Genomic DNA, 21,737 nt, shown 5'->3' on the forward strand with positions numbered 1-21,737 from the left:
CCGGCGGTCCAGGTACTTGTCGCCCTTCATCCACCGGGACGTTCTATCCGCTCGCAGTTTACAAAATTGTTAACAATTTTGAAACAACAAACGGCTCACGAATTGTCGCTTTCGCCAATAACCTCACAAACCACATGAGATTAACAGAAAAAAGCCGGCCGACTGGCCGGTTTTTCACTTACATCACCAGGCGGCGAATGTCACTCAGCATGTTGTTGATGATGGTGATGAAACGCGCACCATCAGCACCGTCGATCACGCGGTGGTCGAAGGACAGAGAGATTGGCATCATCAGACGCGGCACGAACTCTTTGCCATTCCACACCGGCTCCATCGCGGACTTGGACACACCGAGGATAGCCACTTCCGGCGCGTTAACAATCGGTGCGAAGTGGGTAGTACCCAGGCCGCCGATGCTGGAGATAGTGAAGCAGCCGCCCTGCATTTCGCCGGCAGTCAGCTTACCATCACGCGCTTTTTTGGAGATGGTGGTCAGTTCACGGGACAGCTCAGTGATGCTCTTCTTGTTCACGTCTTTGAAGACCGGAACAACCAGACCATTTGGCGTATCAACCGCAACACCGATGTTGATGTATTTCTTCAGCGTCAGCTTCTGGCCATCTTCGGACAGGGAGCTGTTGAAGCGTGGCATCTGCTCCAGGGCAGCGGCAACGGCTTTCATGATGAAGACCACTGGGGTGAATTTCACGTCCAGTTTACGCTTCTCAGCTTCGGCGTTCTGCTGTTTACGGAACGCTTCCAGATCGGTGATATCGGTTTTGTCGAAGTGCGTAACGTGCGGGATCATGACCCAGTTACGGCTCAGGTTAGCACCAGAGATTTTCTGGATGCGGCCCAGTTCCACTTCTTCAATTTCACCGAACTTGCTGAAGTCCACCTTCGGCCATGGCAGCATGCCCGGGATACCGCCGCCTGCGGCTGCAGCTGGTGCAGCTTCAGCGCGTTTCACCGCGTCTTTTACATAAGCCTGAACGTCTTCGCGCAGGATACGACCTTTACGGCCAGTCCCTTTCACTTTCGCCAGGTTCACGCCGAATTCGCGCGCCAGGCGACGAATCAGCGGGGTCGCGTGGACGTAAGCGTCGTTTTCAGCGAACTCAGATTTGCTTTCCGCTTTTGCAGCAGGTGCCGCTGGTTTAGCAGCCTGAGCAGGTGCTGCAGCCGGTGCTGGAGCAGCCGCGGCAGCCGGAGCGGCTGCAGGCGCAGCGCCTTCCACTTCGAAGACCATGATCAGAGAGCCGGTAGAGACTTTGTCGCCGGTGCTGATTTTGATCTCTTTAACTGTACCCGCGAACGGCGCAGGCACTTCCATAGAGGCTTTGTCGCCTTCAACGGTGATCAGTGACTGTTCAGCGGCAACTTTGTCGCCCACTTTCACCATCACTTCGGTCACTTCGACTTCGTCACCGCCGATGTCAGGAACGTTAACGTCTTTCACGCCGCCTGCTGCTGGTGCCGCCGCTGGAGCCGGAGCAGCAGTCTGAGCTGGCGCAGCGGCAGGTGCAGCACCCGCCACTTCGAAGATCATGATCAGAGAGCCGGTAGACACTTTGTCACCGGTGTTGATCTTGATCTCTTTAACGGTACCCGCGAACGGCGCCGGCACTTCCATAGACGCTTTATCGCCTTCTACGGTGATCAGAGACTGCTTAGCCGCAACGGTATCGCCCACTTTCACCAGGATTTCAGTGACTTCAACTTCGTCACCACCGATGTCAGGCACGTTAACTTCTTTCGCTGCCGCGGCAGCTGCTGGAGCAGCGGCGGCCGGAGCTTCTTTCTTCTCTTCCTGCGCAGGTGCAGCAGCTGCTGCACCGTCGGCGGAATCGAAAATCATGATCAGTTTGCCAGTCTCGGTTTTATCGCCAACAGAGACTTTGATCTCTTTAACGATGCCAGCCTGAGGAGACGGGACTTCCATAGAGGCTTTATCGCCTTCTACGGTGATCAGCGACTGTTCAGCTTCAACTTTGTCGCCAACTTTGACCAGGATCTCGGTGATTTCAACTTCATCAGCCCCGATGTCCGGTACATTGATTTCAATAGCCATTATTCTTTTACCTCTTACGCCAGACGCGGGTTAACTTTTTCTGCATCGATGTTGAATTTGGTAATTGCGTCCGCAACCACTTTCTTATCGATTTCGCCACGTTTAGCCAGTTCGCCCAGTGCTGCTACAACCACGTAAGAAGCATCAACTTCGAAGTGGTGACGCAGGTTTTCGCGGCTGTCAGAACGACCGAAGCCGTCAGTACCCAGTACGCGATAATCATCAGCTGGAACGTAAGTACGAACCTGCTCAGCGAACAGTTTCATATAGTCAGTAGACGCCACCGCTGGCGCGTCGTTCATCACCTGAGCGATGTACGGAACGCGTGGGGTTTCCATTGGGTGCAGCATGTTCCAGCGCTCACAATCCTGGCCATCACGCGCCAGTTCAGTGAAGGAGGTCACGCTGTACACGTCGGAACCCACACCGTAGTCTTTCGCCAGGATCTGCGCTGCTTCACGAACGTGACGCAGAATAGAACCGGAGCCCAGCAGCTGAACTTTACCTTTGCTACCTTCAATGGTTTCGAGTTTATAGATACCTTTACGGATACCTTCCTCGGCACCTGCTGGCATTGCCGGCATGTGGTAGTTTTCGTTCAGGGTGGTGATGTAGTAGTAAATGTTCTCTTGCGCTTCGCCGTACATGCGCTGCAGACCGTCATGCATGATGACTGCCACTTCGTACGCGTAAGACGGGTCGTAAGAGATACAGTTAGGGATAGTCAGAGACTGAATGTGGCTGTGGCCATCTTCGTGCTGCAGACCTTCACCGTTCAGGGTCGTACGACCGGAAGTACCACCAATCAGGAAGCCGCGAGCCTGCTGGTCGCCTGCCTGCCAGCACAGGTCACCGATACGCTGGAACCCGAACATGGAGTAGTAGATGTAGAACGGGATCATCGGCAGGTTGTTGGTGCTGTAGGAGGTCGCAGCAGCCAGCCAGGATGCGCCTGCGCCCAGCTCGTTGATACCTTCCTGCAGGATCTGACCTTTCTCGTCTTCTTTGTAGTATGCAACCTGCTCACGGTCCTGCGGGGTGTACTGCTGGCCGTTCGGGCTGTAGATACCGATCTGACGGAACAGACCTTCCATACCGAAAGTACGCGCTTCGTCAGCGATGATTGGCACCAGACGATCTTTGATCGACTTGTTCTTCAGCATCACGTTCAGGGCACGAACGAAAGCGATAGTGGTGGAGATCTCTTTGTTCTGCTCTTCCAGCAACTGAGAGAAGTCTTCCAGCGCTGGCAGTTCCAGTTTCTCGGTGAAGTTAGGCTGACGAGCTGGCAGGTAGCCTTTCAGCGCCTGACGACGTTCGTGCAGGTACTTGTACTCTTCAGAACCTTCCGGGAAGGTGATGTAAGACAGGTTTTCTACCTGCTCATCGGTCACTGGCACGTTGAAACGGTCGCGGATATAGCGCACGCCGTCCATGTTCATTTTCTTAACCTGGTGAGCGATGTTTTTACCTTCTGCGGTATCACCCATGCCGTAACCTTTGATGGTGTGGGCCAGGATTACAGTCGCTTTACCTTTGGTTTCGCGCGCTTTTTTCAGTGCAGCGTAGATTTTCTTCGGATCGTGACCACCACGGTTCAGCGCCCAGATCTGCTCGTCAGTCCAGTCTGCAACCAGTGCGGCGGTTTCAGGATATTTGCCGAAGAAGTGCTCACGAACGTAGGCACCGTCTTTGGATTTGAAGGTCTGGTAGTCACCGTCAACGGTTTCGTTCATCAGCTGGATCAGTTTACCGCTGGTGTCTTTACGCAGCAGTTCGTCCCAACGGGAACCCCACATTACTTTGATAACGTTCCAGCCAGCACCTGCGAAGATGCCTTCCAGTTCGTTGATGATCTTACCGTTACCGGTTACCGGACCATCCAGACGCTGCAGGTTACAGTTGATGATGAAGCACAGGTTGTCCAGCTTCTCACGAGTAGCGATGGTGATCGCACCTTTAGATTCTGGCTCATCCATCTCACCATCGCCCAGGAAGGCGTAAACGGTTTGCTCAGAGGTATCTTTCAGACCACGGTGTTCCAGGTACTTCAGGAATTTCGCCTGATAGATTGCACCAATTGGGCCCAGACCCATGGATACGGTCGGGAACTGCCAGAATTCAGGCATCAGTTTAGGGTGCGGGTAAGAAGACAGACCTTTACCGTGAACTTCCTGACGGAAGTTGTTCATCTGCTCTTCAGTCAGACGACCTTCCAGGAATGCACGTGCATAGATGCCCGGAGAGATGTGGCCCTGGAAGTACACCAGGTCGCCGCCGTCTTTCTCGTTAGCAGCACGGAAGAAGTGGTTGAAGCACACTTCGTAAACGGTCGCAGAGGACTGGAAGGACGCCATGTGGCCACCCAGCTCCAGATCTTTCTTGGACGCACGCAGAACGGTCATGATGGCGTTCCAGCGGATAGCAGAACGGATACGGCGTTCCAGATCCAGATTGCCCGGGTATTCCGGTTCGTCTTCAACGGCAATCGTGTTTACGTAGTTGCTAGCCCCTGCACCTGAAGCAACCTTCACGCCGCCTTTGCGGGCTTCAGAAAGCAGCTGATCAATCAGATACTGAGCGCGCTCAACACCTTCTTCACGGATGACCGATTCGATCGCCTGTAGCCAGTCGCGAGTTTCGATCGGATCCACGTCATTTTGGAGACGTTCTGACATGGGGGTATTCCTTATCTATCTAATACGTTGATTTGTCTGGAACCTGTCCCATTGTATTTTCGTCAGAAAACACAATAAGACAGGTTCTGCGTTTAGTTGCCGCGCTCTAAAAGTACCTGGCGCTTAATCCTTTCGTTGCTGTATGCGGCGTAATGAACGTTCGCGACGCGATTGTTCTCGGCTGCGGTCCAGCAAGATTTCCTCAATGAAAGCCAGATGTCGGTGCGACGCTTCGCGCGCCTGCTCCGGTTCCCCGGCCATTATCGCCTCGAATACTCGGGTGCGATGGTTGCTTACCAGCGGGAGCATGTCCCGACGGGCATACAACAATTCAAAATTTTGACGAACGTTCTGGGCCAGCATCGGCTCCATGCAGCGTAGCAGATGGAGGAGCACTACGTTGTGTGCCGCTTCGGTGACGGCAATCTGATACTGGACGACGGCATTGGACTCGGCGTCTAAATCGCCGGACTGCTGTGCCCGTTCAATGGCCTGATGCAGTTCGCGGATACGCACGCGATCTTCATCAGTGCTGCGAAGGGCGGCGTAATAGGCCGCGATACCTTCAAGCGCGTGACGGGTCTCAAGCAGATCAAACTGGGATTCTGGGTGGTCAGAGAGAAGTTCTACCAGCGGATCGCTGAAGCTCTGCCACAGGCTGTTTTGAACAAAGGTTCCGCCGCCCTGGCGACGAAGCAGCAAGCCCTTTGCTTCGAGGCGTTGAATCGCCTCACGCAGAGAGGGGCGGGATACGTCGAACTGTTTAGCCAGCTCGCGTTCTGGCGGAAGTTTCTCACCCGGGCGCAGTGTCCCCTCGAGGATTAAAAACTCCAGCTGCTGCTCAATCACATCGGATAGTTTTGGTTGGCGAATTTTGCTGTAGGCCATATTCCCTGTCTTACGCCTTTTTGCCCGGAGTCAATTGGTCTTACCAATTTCAAGTTCGTATCGCTAAAGTAACAAAGTATTCACCTTCTGTCCATATTGGTTTTGATTGAAATCAGTAAACCCTGCACATTTTAACAACCTTACAGAAATAACGTTTCAGAAATGTAACTTTGCACAAATGAGCTGATTACTACCAAAGAGGGAGTTTTAACCATAATGAAACGAGGGTTTTTGCAATCTGAAGCGATTCAACAACGCAAAAAATGAAAATTCTCCCACTTTTAAGGCATTTCTATTCTATAGGTTGGGGTAGTAAGAATTAACGGTGCGATTTACAAATGCTTTCTTTTTATTCAACTCGTCATCAGCCTTTCATAAAGCAGGTGCATTCACATGCGCTTACCACTATTCTTGCGCTTACGGAAGACATCTCCGCTTTTTTCGGTCTTATTAACCGTAAAGAAATAAATACAGAAAACGGATATTCATAATTACACACGCACAGCGTGAACATAACAACCACACACGAGGTTTCAAATGGAAGCTCAACAGCACGGCGATCAGCTAAAGCGCGGCCTTAAAAACCGCCATATACAGCTCATCGCATTGGGTGGTGCTATCGGCACAGGCCTGTTTCTGGGAAGCGCATCCGTCATCCAGTCGGCCGGTCCAGGCATTATTTTGGGTTACGCTATCGCAGGTTTTATTGCGTTTCTGATTATGCGCCAGTTAGGTGAGATGGTCGTTGAAGAGCCGGTTGCAGGCTCGTTCAGCCACTTTGCCTACAAATACTGGGGCAGTTTTGCCGGTTTCGCTTCCGGCTGGAACTACTGGGTGCTTTACGTTCTGGTGGCCATGGCAGAACTGACCGCCGTGGGGAAATACATTCAGTTCTGGTATCCCGAGATCCCAACCTGGGTTTCTGCGGCAGCGTTCTTCGTCATTATCAACGCCATCAACCTGACCAACGTAAAAGTGTTCGGTGAGATGGAGTTCTGGTTTGCCATCATCAAAGTCATTGCCGTGGTGGCGATGATTATCTTTGGCGGCTGGCTGCTGTTTAGCGGCAACGGTGGCCCACAGGCCACAGTGCGTAACCTCTGGGAGCAAGGTGGATTCCTGCCTCACGGGATGACCGGTCTGGTGATGATGATGGCCATTATTATGTTTTCCTTCGGGGGGCTGGAGCTGGTGGGGATCACCGCCGCTGAAGCCGACAACCCGGAGCAAAGCATCCCGAAAGCGACAAATCAGGTTATCTACCGAATTCTGATCTTCTATGTGGGTTCACTGGCCGTTCTGCTCTCGCTGCTGCCGTGGACACGCGTCACGGCCGACACCAGCCCGTTCGTCCTTATCTTCCACGAACTGGGCGATACCTTCGTGGCGAATGCACTCAATATCGTCGTGCTGACGGCGGCGCTTTCCGTTTACAACAGCTGCGTGTACTGCAACAGCCGCATGCTGTTCGGCCTTGCGCAGCAGGGTAACGCACCGAAAGCCCTGTTGAACGTCGATAAGCGCGGCGTGCCGGTCAATACCATCATTGTTTCGGCTATCGTGACGGCGCTTTGCGTGCTGATTAACTACATGGCACCTGAATCGGCGTTTGGCCTGCTGATGGCCCTGGTGGTCTCGGCTCTGGTGATTAACTGGGCGATGATCAGCCTGGCGCACATCAAGTTCCGCCGCGCTAAACAGCAGCAGGGCGTAACCACACGCTTCCCTGCCCTGCTCTATCCGCTGGGTAACTGGGTTTGCCTGCTGTTTATGGCGGGCGTGCTGGTAATTATGCTACTCACCCCAGGCATGGCGATTTCCGTTTACCTGATCCCGGTCTGGATTGCGATCCTCGGCGTGGGGTATCTGGTAAAACAGAAAAACGGTAAAACCGTAAAAGCACATTAATAGCCCCTCAGCTCAGCACTCGTTTCGCGGGTGCTGAGCGTTTGTTACCTTCCTCACAAATTCACCTCGTCAGCCGCTTTATCCATATCACCGCCCTGATACTGCAACGCATATATCGATTAGCCAGCAAATAATTCTCTCCATACCGTCACCCGGAGAGCAGTCAATGGATAACAATAAACTGTCAGTAAAAGAGAAGATCGGCTATGGGATGGGCGATGCAGGATGCAATATCATCTTCGGCGCCATCATGTTGTTTGTTAATTATTTTTATACCGATATTTTTGGGCTGGCACCTGCGCTGGTCGGCGTGTTGCTGCTGTCCGTGCGCGTCATTGATGCCGTTACGGACCCGATTATGGGGGCCATCGCGGACCGTACCCGCAGTAAATATGGGCGGTTTCGTCCATGGCTTTTGTGGATTGCGTTCCCCTATGCGCTGTTCAGTATCCTGATGTTCACCACGCCTGACTGGAGCTATAACAGCAAAGTTATCTATGCCTTTGTGACCTACTTCCTGCTCTCGTTAACCTATACGGCCATCAACATTCCCTACTGCTCGTTGGGCGGCGTGATCACCAATGACCCAAAAGAGCGCGTGGCCTGCCAGTCCTATCGCTTTGTGATGGTGGGTATTGCCACGCTTTTACTGTCGCTCACGCTCCTGCCGATGGCCGACTGGTTTGGTGGCGATAACAAAGCCAAAGGCTACCAGATGGCGATGACCGTGCTGGCGCTGATTGGTACCTGTATGTTCCTGTTCTGCTTCGCCACCGTGCGCGAGCGCGTACGTCCGGCGGTGCAGACCCATGATGAGCTGAAAAACGATCTGAAGGACGTGTGGAAAAACGACCAGTGGGTACGCATTCTGCTGCTGACCCTCTGCAACGTCTGCCCGGGCTTTATCCGCATGGCGGCCACCATGTATTACGTCACCTGGGTAATGGGCCAGAGCACTCACTTTGCCACCCTGTTTATCAGCCTGGGCGTGGTGGGGATGATGCTCGGCAGTATGCTGGCGAAAGTGCTGACCGACCGCTGGTGTAAACTGAAAGTGTTCTTCTGGACCAACATCGTGCTGGCGCTTTTCTCCTGCGCGTTCTATTTCTTCGACCCGAAAGCGACCGTCACCATCGTGGTGCTCTACTTCCTGCTTAACATTCTTCACCAGATCCCATCTCCGCTGCACTGGTCGCTAATGGCCGATGTGGACGACTATGGCGAGTGGAAAACCGGTAAACGCATCACCGGGATCAGCTTCTCGGGCAATATCTTCTTCCTCAAGCTGGGGCTGGCGATTGCTGGCGCGATGGTGGGCTTCCTGCTCTCATGGTATGGCTACGACGCCGGTGCGAAAGCGCAAAGCGCAGAGGCCATTAACGGGATCGTTCTGCTGTTTACCGTGATCCCGGGTGTGGGGTATTTGATCACTGCGGGCGTAGTACGACTGCTGAAAGTGGATCGGGAAACCATGAAACAGATCCAGCTCGACCTGGAGAAACGCCGCACCAACTACAGCGAACTGAACGCCTGGCAGGAAACGAGAGCCGAAACAAAAGAAGGAACGCCGCATGCATAACTGGCCTAACCCGTTTATAGAACAACGCGCTGACCCGTACATTCTGCGTCATGAAGGGCAATATTATTTTATCGCCTCCGTGCCGCAATACGACAGGCTGGCGATCCGCCGGGCAGCGTCGCTGGAAGGTTTGCGCAGTGCCGACGAGGTGGTCGTATGGCGCAAACCGGAGACCGGCCCAATGAGCCAGCTTATCTGGGCACCGGAACTGCATCATATCGACGGTAAGTGGTACATCTATTTTGCCGCCGCGCACACCCAGGCGCTGGATGGTCTGGGCATGTTCCAGCACCGCATGTTTGTGCTGGAGTGTGCCGACCGCGACCCGCTAACCGGCACGTGGACTGAAAAAGGCCAGGTAAAAACGCCATTCGACACCTTTGCGCTGGACGCGACCACGTTCGTGCATCAGGGGAAACGCTGGTATCTGTGGGCGCAAAAAGCCCCGGATATCTCCGGCAACTCCAATCTCTATTTATGTGAAATGGAGAACCCGTGGACGCTGAAAGGCGAGCCGGTGATGCTCAGTAAACCGGAATATGACTGGGAGTGCCGCGGCTTCTGGGTCAACGAAGGCCCGGCGGTGCTGTTCCACGGCGACAAGTTGTTTATCAGCTATTCCGCCAGCGCGACCGACGAGAACTACTGCATGGGGCTGCTGTGGACAGAGATCAATGCCGATCCGCAAAATCCTGCCAACTGGCACAAGGCCTCGCGCCCGGTCTTCGTCACCAGCTACGAAAACCGCCAGTATGGGCCAGGCCATAACAGCTTTACACAAACGCCGGAAGGAGAAGATGTGCTGGTGTATCACGCGCGAAATTACACCGAAATTGAAGGCGATCCGCTTTATGACCCCAATCGTCATACCCGCCTGAAGCTCGTCCGCTGGCACGAAAACGGGATGCCTGATTTTGGCATCCCGCCTGCCGATACGCCGTAACCGCTACGGCACGCGGGTTCAGACCAGCGTGCCGTAAATGGTTAGCAACGCTACGATAACGACCACCACAAACGACGTTTTCTTCGCCATCGAGACCGCCGCTTTCGGCGTTTCTATCTTGTCGGTATGCGGCTCACGCGCCAGAGAGAACTGCGCCAGGCGTGTGAGCACCTGGTACTGCGAGGTATGACGGTCGCCAAGCGACGCGAACCACGCCGGGAGCGCTTTTTCGCCGTGGCCAATAAGCGCGTAGACCACACCCACCAGACGAACCGGAAGCCAGTCGAGCACGTGCAGGATCGCATCAATGCCGGAGAGCAAACGTTCATGCGGGGTGAGATAGCGGGCAAGCCAGGTCTGCCAGGCGCGCAGGAACGCATATCCCATCAGCAGTACCGGCCCCCACGGGCCCCCCACCACAAACCAGAACAGCGGCGCCAGGTAGTAGCGGAAGTTAATCCACAGCAGCGCGTTTTGCAGTTCACGCAGGAACTCGCGTTCATCGCAATCCGGCGGCACGCCGTGGATCATCGTCAGCTCGCTGGCCATGGCGCTACGTGCATGCGCATCATCACGGGAAGCGGCTTTCAGATAAGCGTGATAGTGCATACGCACCTTGCCTGCGCCAATACACAGCACGCCGAGCAGGATCCACACCACCAGTAGCGGCACGTTGAAAAAGAGGCCGTATAACGAGCGCAGCAGCAAGAACGTAATCACCATCACGCCCGCGGTCATCAGCAGCGTACGCAGCATGGAAAAATGGTTAATCCGGCGGAAAAGCACCTCCAGCCGGTGATCCAGATGCCAGTGCTCACCGAGTTTGAACAAGCGTTCAGCGATGATAACCAGCAGCATGGTAAACAACGTCATGTTATCTCCTTATTCTGACGACGCGGTAAGCATGGCGCGAAACCGGGGCCAGTCAAATGCAGGGCCAGGATCGGTTTTTCGCGCCGGGGCGATATCACAGTGTCCCGTAATGTTCTCTGCAATCGCAGGGTAAAGCCTGATGAGCGTTTGGGTGATATCCACCAACCGCTGGTACTGTGCATCGGTATAAGGGGTGGTGTCCGTGCCTTCCAGTTCAATCCCAATAGAGAAGTCATTGCAACGCTCGCGCCCCTGATACATCGAGACACCCGCATGCCAGGCGCGCTTATCAAAAGGAACATACTGAACCACTTCGCCATCGCGACGGATCAGGCAGTGCGCCGATACGCGCAGATGCGCAATCTCAGCAAAGAAAGGATGGGCATCGGGATCTATCGTTCCCGTGAATAACGCATCGATCCACGGACCGCCAAACTCACCCGGCGGGAGACTAATGTTATGAACCACCAGCAGTGTGGGCTTTTCATCCTCCGGGCGGCCATCGTGGTGCGGTGAGGGTACACGCCGCGCATCCACCAGCCATCCGTCTTCTAACAACATGCTGGAACTCCTTATGTATGGTGCTGTTACTCGGTTCAGAGTAGCATGTTTCAATATTATGATTCGTTACCAATTTGGAGTTTTATCATGCCGCCTCGCCGCTACAACCCCGACCACCGACGTGAAGCGCTTCTGGAACGTATTAATATGGATATTCCGGCAAGCGTTGCCCATGCTTTGAAAGAAGATCTGGGCGGTGACGTCAGCGCGGACAACGATATTACCGCACAATTATTGCCGAAAGAGACACGCTCACACGCCGTGATCATCACCCGTGAAGATGGCGTGTTTTGCGGCAAGCGCTGGGTTGAAGAGGTCTTTACTCAACTGGCCGGCGATGAGGTGCAAATCACCTGGCATGTTGAAGACGGTGACGCCATTACCGCAAACCAGCCGCTGTTTGAGCTTGAAGGCCCGTCCCGCGTGCTGCTGACCGGTGAACGTACCGCGCTTAACTTTGTTCAGACCCTGTCAGGAGTGGCAAGCGAAGTGCGTCGTTACGTTGACCTGCTGGCCGGTACCCATACGCAACTGCTGGACACCCGTAAAACGCTGCCGGGTCTGCGCACGGCATTAAAGTACGCGGTGCTTTGTGGCGGGGGAGCCAACCACCGTCTGGGGTTGTCAGACGCCTTCCTGATTAAAGAGAACCACATTATTGCCTCTGGCTCCGTGCGTCAGGCGGTGGAGAAAGCCTTCTGGCTGCACCCTGATGTGCCGGTTGAAGTGGAAGTTGAAAACCTCGAAGAGCTGGAGCAGGCCATCAAGGCCGGTGCCGATATCATCATGCTCGATAACTTTGCAACAGCACAGATGCGCGAGGCGGTGAAGCTCACCAACGGCCAGGCACAGCTCGAAGTTTCAGGGAACGTCACCTTCGAAACGATCCGTGAATTCGCCGAAACCGGCGTGGACTACATTTCTGTCGGGGCGCTGACCAAGCACGTTCGCGCCCTCGATCTCTCCATGCGCTTCAAATAACGTCGTCTCCCCTCTCTGCTGGAGAGGGGAAATTTCAGCCCTCCTCGCAATCTCTCTGTTCTTCTCTGCAAGTAAGTACAAATTCCCTGAACGCCGCTTCACGTTCCATTTTTTGCCCCTCGTCTGCTTTTTTCCCCGCTGTCAGAGTAGCGCCACTTAACCCTGAGGAGCAGATATGAACAGACAACAAGGCTTCACGCTCATTGAGCTGATGGTGGTAATCGGCATTATTGCCATCCTGAGCGCCATTGGTATTCCCGCCTACCAGAACTACCTGCGAAAAGCGGCCCTGACCGACATGCTGCAAACGTTCGTGCCCTATCGCACGGCGATTGAACTTTGTGCCCTGGAACATGGCGGCGTGACGAGCTGCGACGGCGGCAGTAACGGTATCCCTTCTCCAACGACAACACGGTATGTCTCAGGAATGAGCGTGACGCAGGGCGTCGTGACGTTAACGGGCCAGGAGAGCCTCAACGGACTTGAGGTGGTGGTGACACCGCAATGGAGCAGTGGCAACGGTATGACGGGCTGGAAACGTAGCTGCAATATCAGCAACGACGGTGCGCTCAAAGAGGCCTGTGAAGATGTTTTCCGTTTCGACAGTAACTGACAGGAGCGGATAATGAATTCAGATCAACTCGTCACCCTGTGCCAGCGCCACCATGCTTTGCTGCTGACCAGCGACGCCGACATGATTAGCATCGCCGTCGTGGGCAATCCCGCCGCTGAAATGATGGAAGCGCTGCGTTTCGCCACGCAAAAACGTATTGATATTGAATGCTGGACAGCGGAGCGCATGGAAAAACACCGGCAGTTAACCGCGCAATCACACCTCCCGGTTGTTTTAACACCGCATAACACGGTGGATATTCTCAACCACACCCTGCAGCAGGCGATCAACCAGCGCGCATCTGACATTCATATCGAACCGATGGGGGATATCTGTCAGGTCCGCTTGCGTGTTGACGGTGTGCTTTGCCCGCTGCCACCGCTTTCTGCAGCGGTGGCAAATACCCTCGCCGCTCGCTTAAAAGTGCTGGGCCAACTGGATATTGCGGAGCGCCGTTTACCGCAGGATGGTCAATTTACGATTGAACTGGCAAGCGAGCCGGTCTCTTTTCGCATCGCCACGCTTCCCTGCAGCGGCGGAGAGAAAATTGTGCTGCGCCTGCTGCATCAGGTTCATCAGGCGCTGGAACCCGAAAAACTGGGAATGAGTGCGAAACAGCTGGCCCGCTTTAACGAGATCCTTCATCAACCGCAGGGGCTGATTTTGGTCACAGGCCCCACTGGCAGCGGAAAAACGGTCACGCTCTATAGCGCATTGCAGGCGCGTAATACCCCTGACGTTAACATCTGCAGCGTGGAAGATCCGATCGAGATCCCGCTTGCGGGGCTGAACCAAACGCAGATTAATCCCCGTGCGGGCTTAACCTTTCAAAGCGTTCTGCGGGCGCTCCTGCGCCAGGATCCGGACATCATTATGGTAGGCGAAATCCGCGATAGTGAAACGGCAGAGATCGCCATTAACGCCGCACAGACCGGGCATCTGGTGCTGTCGACGCTGCACACCAACTCCACGACGGAAACCGTCATTCGCCTGCAACAGATGGGGGTCGCACGCTGGATGATCTCCTCTGCGCTTTCGCTGGTGATTGCCCAGCGGCTGGTGCGTCGTCTGTGTCCTCACTGTCGGCAGGAAGCCAGCAGCCGCGCAGAATTACCGCGCACCGTATGGCCCCGGCCGCTTCCTCGCTGGCAACCTGGCGGCTGCGATCGCTGCTATCACGGCTTTTATGGCCGCGTCGCCATTTTTGAAGTCCTCGCCATCGACACCACGCTCCGGCAGGCCATCGCCAGTGGTGCCTCGATAGAGGTCATCGAAGCCAGCGCCCGTCAGGCGGGAATGACATCGTTATTTGAGCAGGGTTGTCTGGCCGTAGAGCAAGGTCTGACCACGCTCGAAGAGTTGCTGCGCGTGCTGGGAATGCCCAATGAGTATTAATCATCTCTGGCGCTGGCGGGCGCTATCCAGTGAAGGCGAATCTCTGTGTGGGGTGCTGTGGGCGGCAGATCGCGAAACGGCCTTCGTCAGGCTGATGCGTAAAGAGTTACATCCACTTTCGCTCACCCGATGCTCGCTGACGCACCGCTGGCGACCCCAGCATTGCTATGAGATGTTTCGCCAGCTTGCCACGCTGTTGCAGGCTGGCCTGACGTTATCGCAAAGTCTGCAAATGCTGGCCGAGCAGCATCCTGTCAAACACTGGCAGGCGCTGCTGGAAAACATGAATGATGATCTGAGCGAGGGATGCGCCTTTTCCGAGGCGCTGAAGCGATGGCCTGCGGTATTTAGCCCGCTGTATGTCTCGATGGTAAAAACAGGGGAGCTAACGGGGAAGCTGGAAACGTGCTGCCGCCAGCTCGCTCAGCAGCAACAATCCCAGCAGCAACTCACGGCAAAAGTGAAGAAGGCGTTGCGCTATCCGACGATCATCCTGGCGCTGGCCATTCTTGTCGTTCTGGCCATGGTCACTCTGGTCTTGCCGGAGTTCGCGGCCATCTACAAAACGTTTAATACTCCCCTGCCGCTGCTGACACAGATGGTCATGGGCCTGTCGGCGTTTATCCAGACATACGCCATCGCCCTGTTCGTGCTGTTGCTTATTCCCGTGGCCATCGCCTGGGCGCTGCGACGGGATCCGCGCTGGCAACGTATCCTGATGCATATTCCCGTGACGGGAAGGCTGGCAAGAGGGCAAAAACTGGGGCAGATCTTTACCGTACTGTCACTCACGCAGCAGGCGGGCATCCCCTTTTTACAGGGATTACAGAGCGCGGAAGAGACCGTTGATAGCCGGTACTGGCAAGGCATATTGCGCAGCGTTCGTGGGGACATTGAACAAGGCTTTACCATCTGGTCTTCATTTCAGAAAGCGGCCGTATTTACCCCGCTGTGCATTCAACTCATACGCACCGGAGAGGTCTCTGGGTCACTCGACATCATGCTGGAAAACCTTGCCCGCCATCATACGGAGCAAACCTTTCAACTGGCAGATAATCTGGCCGCGCTTCTGGAGCCAGTGCTGCTGATTGTGAAAGGGGTGATTATCGGTACGCTGGTGGTGGCGATGTATCTGCCCATTTTCCCTCTCGGGGATGCAATGAGCGCGGGATAACGCTGGCGTACGGACATACGCCAGCAGAAACATTACAGGCTATTGAAAACGCGGTTTTCCTGCTCCTGAACGCGGATAAACGTCGTACGTTTTGTCAGCTCTTTCAGACGGGATGCCCCAACGTAGGTACATGCGGAACGCAGGCCGCCCAGGATGTCACGAGCCGTGTTTTCGACCGGGCCACGCAGAGGCAGCTTCACGGTTTTGCCTTCCGCAGCACGGTATTTTGCCACGCCACCTACGTGACGAGTCATTGCTGATTCTGAGCTCATGCCGTAGAACAGCATGAACTTCTCGCCGTTCTCTTCAACCACGGTACCGCCGCTCTCTTCATGACCCGCCAGCATGCCGCCGAGCATCACGAAATCCGCGCCGCCGCCAAAGGCTTTCGCGACATCACCCGGCATGGTGCAACCGCCGTCGCTGATGATCTGGCCGCCCAGACCGTGCGCGGCATCAGCACACTCAATCACCGCAGAAAGTTGCGGGTAACCCACACCGGTCTTCACACGCGTGGTACACACGGAACCCGGGCCAATGCCCACTTTTACGATGTCTGCACCGGAAAGGATCAGCTCTTCACACATTTCACCGGTTACCACGTTGCCCGCAATAATGGTTTTGGTGGGCCAGGCCTCACGCGCCTTGCTGACAAACTGCACGAAGTGCTCGGAGTAACCATTTGCCACATCAATACAGACAAAATTGAGCGCCGGGTTAGCGTCAAGAATCTGTTTGGTCTTCTCGAAATCGGCATCGGAGGTACCGGTGGAAACCATGACATGCTTCACCACATCGTCCGATGCAGAGGCGATAAAGGCATTCCACTCTTCCGGGCTGTAGTGCTTATGCACAGCGGTAAGGATATCGAATTTCGCCAGCGCGGTCGCCATCTCGAAGGTTCCCACCGTATCCATATTGGCTGCGATGATCGGCACGCCAGACCAGGTCTGACCGGAATGTTTAAAGGTGAATTGACGCTCGAGTTCAACGTCTGAGCGACTTTTCAGTGTAGAGCGTTTAGGGCGGATAAGAACGTCTTTGAAACCTAACTTCAGATCTTCTTCGATACGCATGTGCGGATTCCTGGGGTTAGAGGCAAATATGTTAAAAGCACAACTCCAGTGACGTTATCATACGCACTAATACCTGCTCCGCAAGACTGCGAAATTCTCTTTTTTTACGCTACAATCCTATAAATTTACCTGGTAAAAAGCCGGTAAAGAGAGCCAAACAGTGGCTGGCGCACGTTTGAATTTTAACCAACTGATTTTAATAATGAATAATTCCCAGGATTTGATTTAATGGGGTATATCGTCGCATTAACCGGCGGCATCGGTAGCGGGAAAAGTACCGTTGCGGACGCATTTTCTCGTCTGGGTATCACCATAATCGATGCCGATATCATTGCCCGTCAGGTGGTAGAGCCAGATACACCCGCACTAAACGCCATTAAGGCACATTTTGGTCAGGCAATTATCAACGCGGATGGCACGCTAAATCGCCGCAAGCTTCGTGAGTGCATTTTTTCTGATTCTTCAGAAAAGACCTGGCTTAATGCTCTGCTCCACCCCATTATCCACCAGGAAACCCAGCGTCAGATTGCTGCAGCCCGCTCGCCATATGTTCTGTGGGTGGTTCCGCTGCTGGTAGAGAATCAACTGCACAATAAAGCGGACCGGGTACTGGTCATTGATGTCTCACCCGAAACGCAAATCCAGCGCACCGTGGCGCGCGACCATGTCTCGCGCGAACAGGCTGAACAAATTCTTGCCGCTCAGGCCACGCGCGCTCAGCGCCTTGCCGTTGCGGATGATGTTATTGATAATAACGGCGCACCAGATGCCATTGCATCGGATGTTGCCCGCCTGCACGCGCAGTATCTGACGTATGCCGCGCAGGCCGTTGCACAGGAAAAACCATAATGTCGACCCACATCCTTTTTGAGCATCCGCTCAACGAAAAAATGCGTACCTGGCTGCGTATCGAATTTCTGATTCAACAACTCTCACAACATTTGCCCATCAACGATCATGCGACGGCGCTGCACTTCTTCCGCAATGTGGGCGATCTTCTGGATGTAATTGAACGAGGCGACGTTCGCACCGAGCTACTGAAAGAGCTGGAGCGCCAGCAGCGTAAATTACAGGCCTGGGCCGAAGTACCGGGCGTTGACCAGAGCCGCATTGATTCACTCCGTAAACAGCTTAAAAACAGCAGCAGTACGCTGATGGCCGCTCCCCGCGTTGGGCAGTTTTTGCGCGAAGACCGCTTAATCGGGCTGGTGCGCCAGCGCCTGAGTATCCCGGGCGGCTGCTGTAGCTTTGACCTGCCGACACTGCATATGTGGTTGCATATGCCGCAGGTCCAGCGTGATGCACAGGTGAAAAGCTGGCTGGACAGCCTGGAGCCAATGCATCAGACGTTATCCCTGATCCTCGATCTCATCCGTAACTCGGCGCCATTCCGCAAGCAAACCAGCCTGAACGGTTTCTACCAGGACAACGGTGATGATGCGGATCTGCTGCGTCTGAATCTCTCTCTGGGTGAACAGCTTTACCCGCAAATCTCCGGACATAAGAGTCGTTTTGCGATTCGCTTTATGCCGCTGGATAGTGAAAATGGCACCGTGCCGGAACGCCTCGATTTTGAACTGGCCTGTTGTTAAGGAGTGCCTATGTCTGATGTAACCACCGTAAACTGCCCAACCTGTGGCAAAACTGTTGTCTGGGGAGAGGTGAGTCCGTTTCGCCCATTCTGCTGTAAGCGCTGTCAGTTAATTGACCTGGGCGAATGGGCGGCGGAAGAGAAACGCATTCCAAGTGAAGGCGACCTCTCAGACAGCGATGACTGGAGCGAAAACCAGCAGTAGCGGTAGATGCCTGCTGGCGCTTCGCCTAGCAGGCCTACAGGTTGCCCGTTAGCCGGGATATGACGGGCGCATTTGCCGGAGGAAATTTTTCGGCATCACTCGCGTGAAGCGAAACCCAGCCACCCGGTTGACCCTCTTTCCCCCAGGGTTCCCCCTGCCAGCTTTCCACAAGCCAGAACCACAGCGTGATGTGACGATCCGGAAACTGGTATTCCAGCTTATCAAACAGCGTTGCGCCAATCGGAGTGATGCCGACCTCTTCCTGAAGCTCACGCACCAGCGCCTGCTCCGGCGTTTCACCGGACTCGATTTTCCCGCCAGGAAACTCCCACTTGTTTGCCATGTGGGCGTCAGAGGCACGTTGCGTGATGAAGATTTGGTTTTGCGGGTTGCGAATAATCCCGACAGCAATTTGCAGTATTTTCATATTGTCACTTCCATAAAAAAGGCGCAGATTTCTGCGCCTTTTCGTTTTTTATGAACTTAGCTCAGACGGCCGTGGCACGCCTTATATTTTTTACCGGAGCCGCATGGGCACGGATCGTTACGCCCCACTTTGCGATCGCCAGTTTGCGCGGCGATCGCCGCAGCGGCTTCGCTATCGTCAGTCTGGTGGCTGAGCTGCTGCATCTGTGCCAGACGCTCGGCTTCCTCACGACGCTGTTGCTCCATCGCTTCCACTTCTTCCGGCATACGCACCTGCACTTTGCTCAGGGTGCTGATAACTTCATATTTCAGCGACTCCAGCATGGAGGCAAACATCGAGAAGGATTCGCGCTTGTACTCCTGCTTAGGATCTTTCTGCGCATAGCCACGCAGGTGGATCCCCTGACGCAGGTAGTCCATCGCCGCCAGGTGCTCTTTCCACAGTGAGTCCAGCGTCTGCAGCATCACCCCTTTTTCGAAATGACGCATCATCTCAGCGCCAACAACCTCTTCCTTACGCTTATATACCTCCAGCGCGGTTTCGTAGATACGCTCGCGCAGGGTCTCTTCGTGCAGCTCAGGCTCTTTATCCAGCCACTCTTTGATTGGCAGGTCGAGGTCGAAGTCGTTTTTCAGGCGCTCCTGAAGGCCTTCGATATCCCACATCTCTTCCAGAGACTGAGGCGGAATGTGCGCATCGATAGTCGCTTTGAACACATCTTCACGAATGCTGTTGATGGTTTCGCTCACGTCGGATACGTCCAGCAGTTCGTTACGCTGGGTATAGATAGCACGACGCTGATCGTTGGCGACGTCGTCATATTCCAGCAGCTGCTTACGAATATCGAAGTTGCGGCTTTCCACTTTACGCTGCGCGTTGGCAATCGCTTTGGTCACCCATGGGTGCTCAATGGCTTCACCAGGTTTCATCCCCAGCTTACGCATCATGCCGGAAACACGGTCAGAGGCGAAGATACGCATCAGCGCATCTTCCATCGACAGGTAGAAGCGGGAAGAACCGGCATCCCCCTGACGACCTGCACGACCACGCAGCTGGTTATCGATACGACGTGATTCGTGACGCTCGGTACCAATGATGTGCAGACCACCAGATGCCAGAACCGCGTCATGACGCACCTGCCAGTCGGCTTTGATCTGCGCAATCTGTTCCGGCGTTGGGTTTTCCAGCTCAGCCACTTCGGCCTGCCAGCTACCGCCCAGCATAATATCGGTACCACGACCCGCCATGTTGGTGGCGATGGTCACAGCCGCCGGATAACCCGCCTGCGCAACGATATCTGCTTCTTTGGCGTGGAATTTGGCGTTCAGTACGTTGTGCTTGATACCCGCTTTGGTCAGCTCATTAGACACCACTTCGGATTTCTCGATGGAGATGGTCCCCACCAGAACCGGCTGGCCTTTAGCTGTACGCTCGCGAATATCTTCGATGATTGCCTGAATTTTTTCCGCTTCGGTCATGTAGACCAGGTCCGGCATGTCCTTACGGATCATTGGACGGTTGGTTGGAACGACAACGGTATCCAGTTTGTAGATGGAGCTGAATTCAAACGCTTCGGTATCTGCTGTACCGGTCATCCCTGCCAGCTTCTCGTACAGACGGAAGTAGTTCTGGAAGGTAATAGACGCCAGCGTCTGGTTTTCGTTTTGAATATCCACGCCTTCTTTGGCTTCAACGGCCTGGTGCAGACCGTCAGACCAGCGACGACCCTGCATGGTACGGCCGGTGTGCTCATCAACGATGATGACTTCGCCGTCTTTGACGATGTAGTCGACGTCGCGAGTGAACAGCGCATGGGCGCGCAGTGCGGCAGTCACGTGGTGCATCAGCATGATGTTGCTCGGGGAGTAAAGAGACTCGCCCTCTTCCATGATGCCTTCAGCCACTAACAGCTCTTCAATTTTAACCAGACCACGTTCAGTCAGGTTCACCTGGCGCGCTTTTTCATCAACGGAGAAGTGGCCTTCACCCTGGAAGGTATCGGAGTCTTCTTTCTCCTGACGCAGCAGATGTGGAATGATTTTGTCGACTTTACGGTACATATCAGAGCTGTCTTCGGCCGGACCGGAGATGATCAGCGGGGTACGCGCTTCATCGATCAGAATGGAGTCCACCTCATCCACCAGCGCATAATGCAGTTTACGCTGCACACGTTCTTCAGGGCTGAACGCCATGTTGTCACGCAGGTAGTCGAAGCCGTATTCGTTGTTGGTACCGTAGGTGATATCGGCGTTATACGCTTCGCGCTTGGCTGGCGCAGGAAGACCGGACATGTTGATGCCGACGGTCATCCCCAGGAATTCGAACAATGGACGGTTATTTTCGGCGTCACGCTGTGCCAGATAGTCGTTGACGGTCACGACGTGCACGCCTTTACCGGTCAGTGCATTCAGGTAGGCAGGCAGCGTCGCGGTCAGGGTTTTACCTTCACCGGTACGCATTTCCGCGATGCAGCGCTCGTTGAGCACCATACCGCCCAGCAGCTGCACGTCGAAGTGACGCATGCCGAATACACGTTTACTCGCTTCACGCACAACCGCGAAGGCTTCCGGGATCAGGCTTTCTAAGGTTTCGCCTTTTTCCAGGCGTGCGCGGAATTCTGCGGTTTTCGCTTTCAGCTCGTCATCAGACAGCTTCTCCATCGCCGGTTCCATACCGTTGATGACAGCGACAGCTTTGCGCATACGGCGCAGGGTACGATCGTTACGACTACCAAAAACTTTGGTTAATAATTTGATTAGCATAATAAATTCTCA

The 21,737-nt window shown here is 54.5% G+C and carries 18 protein-coding genes; 10 read left to right on the forward strand and 8 right to left on the reverse strand.

Translation table 11 applies throughout. The annotated features are described in order from the left end of the window. Positions 1-178: 178 nt before the first annotated feature. The 3 genes from aceF to pdhR form a co-directional block, all read right to left on the reverse strand. Positions 179-2,071, reverse strand: a complete 1,893-nt coding sequence (aceF, locus tag HX884_RS04430) for a pyruvate dehydrogenase complex dihydrolipoyllysine-residue acetyltransferase (RefSeq protein WP_178327761.1) — start codon at positions 2,069-2,071, stop codon at positions 179-181. A gap of 14 nt (positions 2,072-2,085) precedes the next feature. Continuing rightward, entirely contained in the window at positions 2,086-4,749 is a 2,664-nt protein-coding gene (gene aceE / locus HX884_RS04435) for a pyruvate dehydrogenase (acetyl-transferring), homodimeric type (protein WP_013095597.1), read from the reverse strand. A 123-nt stretch (positions 4,750-4,872) separates the two neighbouring features. Continuing rightward, a complete protein-coding gene (gene pdhR / locus HX884_RS04440; RefSeq protein ID WP_013095596.1) occupies positions 4,873-5,637 on the reverse strand; it encodes a pyruvate dehydrogenase complex transcriptional repressor PdhR in 765 nt (254 codons plus the stop codon). Positions 5,638-6,174: 537 nt separating this feature from the next. On the opposite strand from pdhR, the gene aroP reads away from it, so the two are divergent. The 3 genes from aroP to HX884_RS04455 all read left to right on the forward strand — a co-directional run bounded on the left by aroP (position 6,175) and on the right by HX884_RS04455 (position 10,067). After that, entirely contained in the window at positions 6,175-7,545 is a 1,371-nt protein-coding gene (aroP, locus tag HX884_RS04445) for an aromatic amino acid transporter AroP (RefSeq protein ID WP_013095594.1), read from the forward strand. A 166-nt stretch (positions 7,546-7,711) separates the two neighbouring features. Continuing rightward, the gene (locus HX884_RS04450; RefSeq protein WP_020688510.1) at positions 7,712-9,124 is read left to right on the forward strand and encodes a glycoside-pentoside-hexuronide (GPH):cation symporter; all 1,413 of its coding nucleotides are present in this window, start codon (positions 7,712-7,714) and stop codon (positions 9,122-9,124) included. Beyond that, positions 9,117-10,067, forward strand: a complete 951-nt coding sequence (locus tag HX884_RS04455) for a family 43 glycosylhydrolase (RefSeq protein WP_038418687.1) — start codon at positions 9,117-9,119, stop codon at positions 10,065-10,067. The genes HX884_RS04450 and HX884_RS04455 overlap by 8 nt, the downstream gene beginning before the upstream one ends. 18 nt (positions 10,068-10,085) lie before the next feature. Here HX884_RS04455 and ampE read toward each other — a convergent pair whose 3' ends face one another. After that, positions 10,086-10,940, reverse strand: a complete 855-nt coding sequence (gene ampE / locus HX884_RS04460) for a beta-lactamase regulator AmpE (protein ID WP_020688508.1) — start codon at positions 10,938-10,940, stop codon at positions 10,086-10,088. Between the two features lie 9 nt (positions 10,941-10,949). Continuing rightward, entirely contained in the window at positions 10,950-11,501 is a 552-nt protein-coding gene (gene ampD / locus HX884_RS04465; RefSeq protein WP_020688507.1) for a 1,6-anhydro-N-acetylmuramyl-L-alanine amidase AmpD, read from the reverse strand. Positions 11,502-11,588: 87 nt separating this feature from the next. Here ampD and nadC point away from each other — a divergent pair, with 87 nt between their 5' ends. From nadC to hofC, 4 genes are all read left to right on the forward strand, one after another. Further along, positions 11,589-12,482 carry a carboxylating nicotinate-nucleotide diphosphorylase gene (gene nadC / locus HX884_RS04470; RefSeq protein WP_029882708.1) on the forward strand — a complete coding sequence of 298 codons (894 nt, stop codon included), beginning with the start codon at positions 11,589-11,591 and terminating at the stop codon, positions 12,480-12,482. A 175-nt stretch (positions 12,483-12,657) separates the two neighbouring features. After that, complete coding sequence (ppdD, locus tag HX884_RS04475) at positions 12,658-13,095, forward strand: prepilin peptidase-dependent pilin (protein WP_040022095.1); 438 nt, start codon at positions 12,658-12,660, stop codon at positions 13,093-13,095. Between the two features lie 12 nt (positions 13,096-13,107). Then, the gene (gspE, locus tag HX884_RS04480) at positions 13,108-14,490 is read left to right on the forward strand and encodes a type II secretion system protein GspE (RefSeq protein WP_178327762.1); all 1,383 of its coding nucleotides are present in this window, start codon (positions 13,108-13,110) and stop codon (positions 14,488-14,490) included. Next, complete coding sequence (gene hofC / locus HX884_RS04485) at positions 14,480-15,664, forward strand: protein transport protein HofC (RefSeq protein WP_178327763.1); 1,185 nt, start codon at positions 14,480-14,482, stop codon at positions 15,662-15,664. Before gspE ends, hofC begins: the two co-directional genes overlap by 11 nt. A 32-nt stretch (positions 15,665-15,696) precedes the next feature. Here hofC and HX884_RS04490 read toward each other — a convergent pair whose 3' ends face one another. Then, entirely contained in the window at positions 15,697-16,740 is a 1,044-nt protein-coding gene (locus HX884_RS04490) for a GMP reductase (RefSeq protein WP_178327764.1), read from the reverse strand. 228 nt (positions 16,741-16,968) lie between these two features. On the opposite strand from HX884_RS04490, the gene coaE reads away from it, so the two are divergent. Genes coaE through yacG form a run of 3 tightly spaced genes read left to right on the forward strand, consistent with a single transcriptional unit; the run spans position 16,969 to position 18,536 of the window. Beyond that, positions 16,969-17,589, forward strand: coding sequence for a dephospho-CoA kinase (gene coaE, locus HX884_RS04495; RefSeq protein ID WP_048972710.1), 621 nt, complete (start codon positions 16,969-16,971; stop codon positions 17,587-17,589). Then, on the forward strand, positions 17,589-18,332 hold the full coding sequence (gene zapD, locus HX884_RS04500; RefSeq protein WP_178327765.1) for a cell division protein ZapD: 744 nt from the start codon (positions 17,589-17,591) through the stop codon (positions 18,330-18,332). The genes coaE and zapD overlap by 1 nt, the downstream gene beginning before the upstream one ends. A gap of 9 nt (positions 18,333-18,341) precedes the next feature. Further along, entirely contained in the window at positions 18,342-18,536 is a 195-nt protein-coding gene (gene yacG / locus HX884_RS04505; RefSeq protein WP_003856332.1) for a DNA gyrase inhibitor YacG, read from the forward strand. A gap of 34 nt (positions 18,537-18,570) precedes the next feature. On the opposite strand, the gene mutT is transcribed toward yacG, so the two are convergent. Together mutT and secA are read right to left on the reverse strand one after the other, a co-directional pair. After that, a complete protein-coding gene (gene mutT / locus HX884_RS04510) occupies positions 18,571-18,963 on the reverse strand; it encodes an 8-oxo-dGTP diphosphatase MutT (protein ID WP_178327766.1) in 393 nt (130 codons plus the stop codon). A gap of 56 nt (positions 18,964-19,019) precedes the next feature. Continuing rightward, entirely contained in the window at positions 19,020-21,725 is a 2,706-nt protein-coding gene (gene secA / locus HX884_RS04515) for a preprotein translocase subunit SecA (RefSeq protein ID WP_013095581.1), read from the reverse strand. Between the last annotated feature and the right edge of the window lie 12 nt (positions 21,726-21,737).

This window comes from Enterobacter sp. SECR19-1250, assembly GCF_013391025.1.
GTDB classification, from domain to species: Bacteria; Pseudomonadota; Gammaproteobacteria; order Enterobacterales; family Enterobacteriaceae; genus Enterobacter; species Enterobacter cloacae.

Coding starts and splice junctions, on each gene's coding strand:
- aceF (WP_178327761.1), bottom strand. CDS start 2,071: ATGGCTATTGAAATCAATGTACCGGACATCGGGGCTGATGAAGTTGAA.
- aceE (WP_013095597.1), bottom strand. CDS start 4,749: ATGTCAGAACGTCTCCAAAATGACGTGGATCCGATCGAAACTCGCGAC.
- pdhR (WP_013095596.1), bottom strand. CDS start 5,637: ATGGCCTACAGCAAAATTCGCCAACCAAAACTATCCGATGTGATTGAG.
- aroP (WP_013095594.1), top strand. CDS start 6,175: ATGGAAGCTCAACAGCACGGCGATCAGCTAAAGCGCGGCCTTAAAAAC.
- HX884_RS04450 (WP_020688510.1), top strand. CDS start 7,712: ATGGATAACAATAAACTGTCAGTAAAAGAGAAGATCGGCTATGGGATG.
- HX884_RS04455 (WP_038418687.1), top strand. CDS start 9,117: ATGCATAACTGGCCTAACCCGTTTATAGAACAACGCGCTGACCCGTAC.
- ampE (WP_020688508.1), bottom strand. CDS start 10,940: ATGACGTTGTTTACCATGCTGCTGGTTATCATCGCTGAACGCTTGTTC.
- ampD (WP_020688507.1), bottom strand. CDS start 11,501: ATGTTGTTAGAAGACGGATGGCTGGTGGATGCGCGGCGTGTACCCTCA.
- nadC (WP_029882708.1), top strand. CDS start 11,589: ATGCCGCCTCGCCGCTACAACCCCGACCACCGACGTGAAGCGCTTCTG.
- ppdD (WP_040022095.1), top strand. CDS start 12,658: ATGAACAGACAACAAGGCTTCACGCTCATTGAGCTGATGGTGGTAATC.
- gspE (WP_178327762.1), top strand. CDS start 13,108: ATGAATTCAGATCAACTCGTCACCCTGTGCCAGCGCCACCATGCTTTG.
- hofC (WP_178327763.1), top strand. CDS start 14,480: ATGAGTATTAATCATCTCTGGCGCTGGCGGGCGCTATCCAGTGAAGGC.
- HX884_RS04490 (WP_178327764.1), bottom strand. CDS start 16,740: ATGCGTATCGAAGAAGATCTGAAGTTAGGTTTCAAAGACGTTCTTATC.
- coaE (WP_048972710.1), top strand. CDS start 16,969: ATGGGGTATATCGTCGCATTAACCGGCGGCATCGGTAGCGGGAAAAGT.
- zapD (WP_178327765.1), top strand. CDS start 17,589: ATGTCGACCCACATCCTTTTTGAGCATCCGCTCAACGAAAAAATGCGT.
- yacG (WP_003856332.1), top strand. CDS start 18,342: ATGTCTGATGTAACCACCGTAAACTGCCCAACCTGTGGCAAAACTGTT.
- mutT (WP_178327766.1), bottom strand. CDS start 18,963: ATGAAAATACTGCAAATTGCTGTCGGGATTATTCGCAACCCGCAAAAC.
- secA (WP_013095581.1), bottom strand. CDS start 21,725: ATGCTAATCAAATTATTAACCAAAGTTTTTGGTAGTCGTAACGATCGT.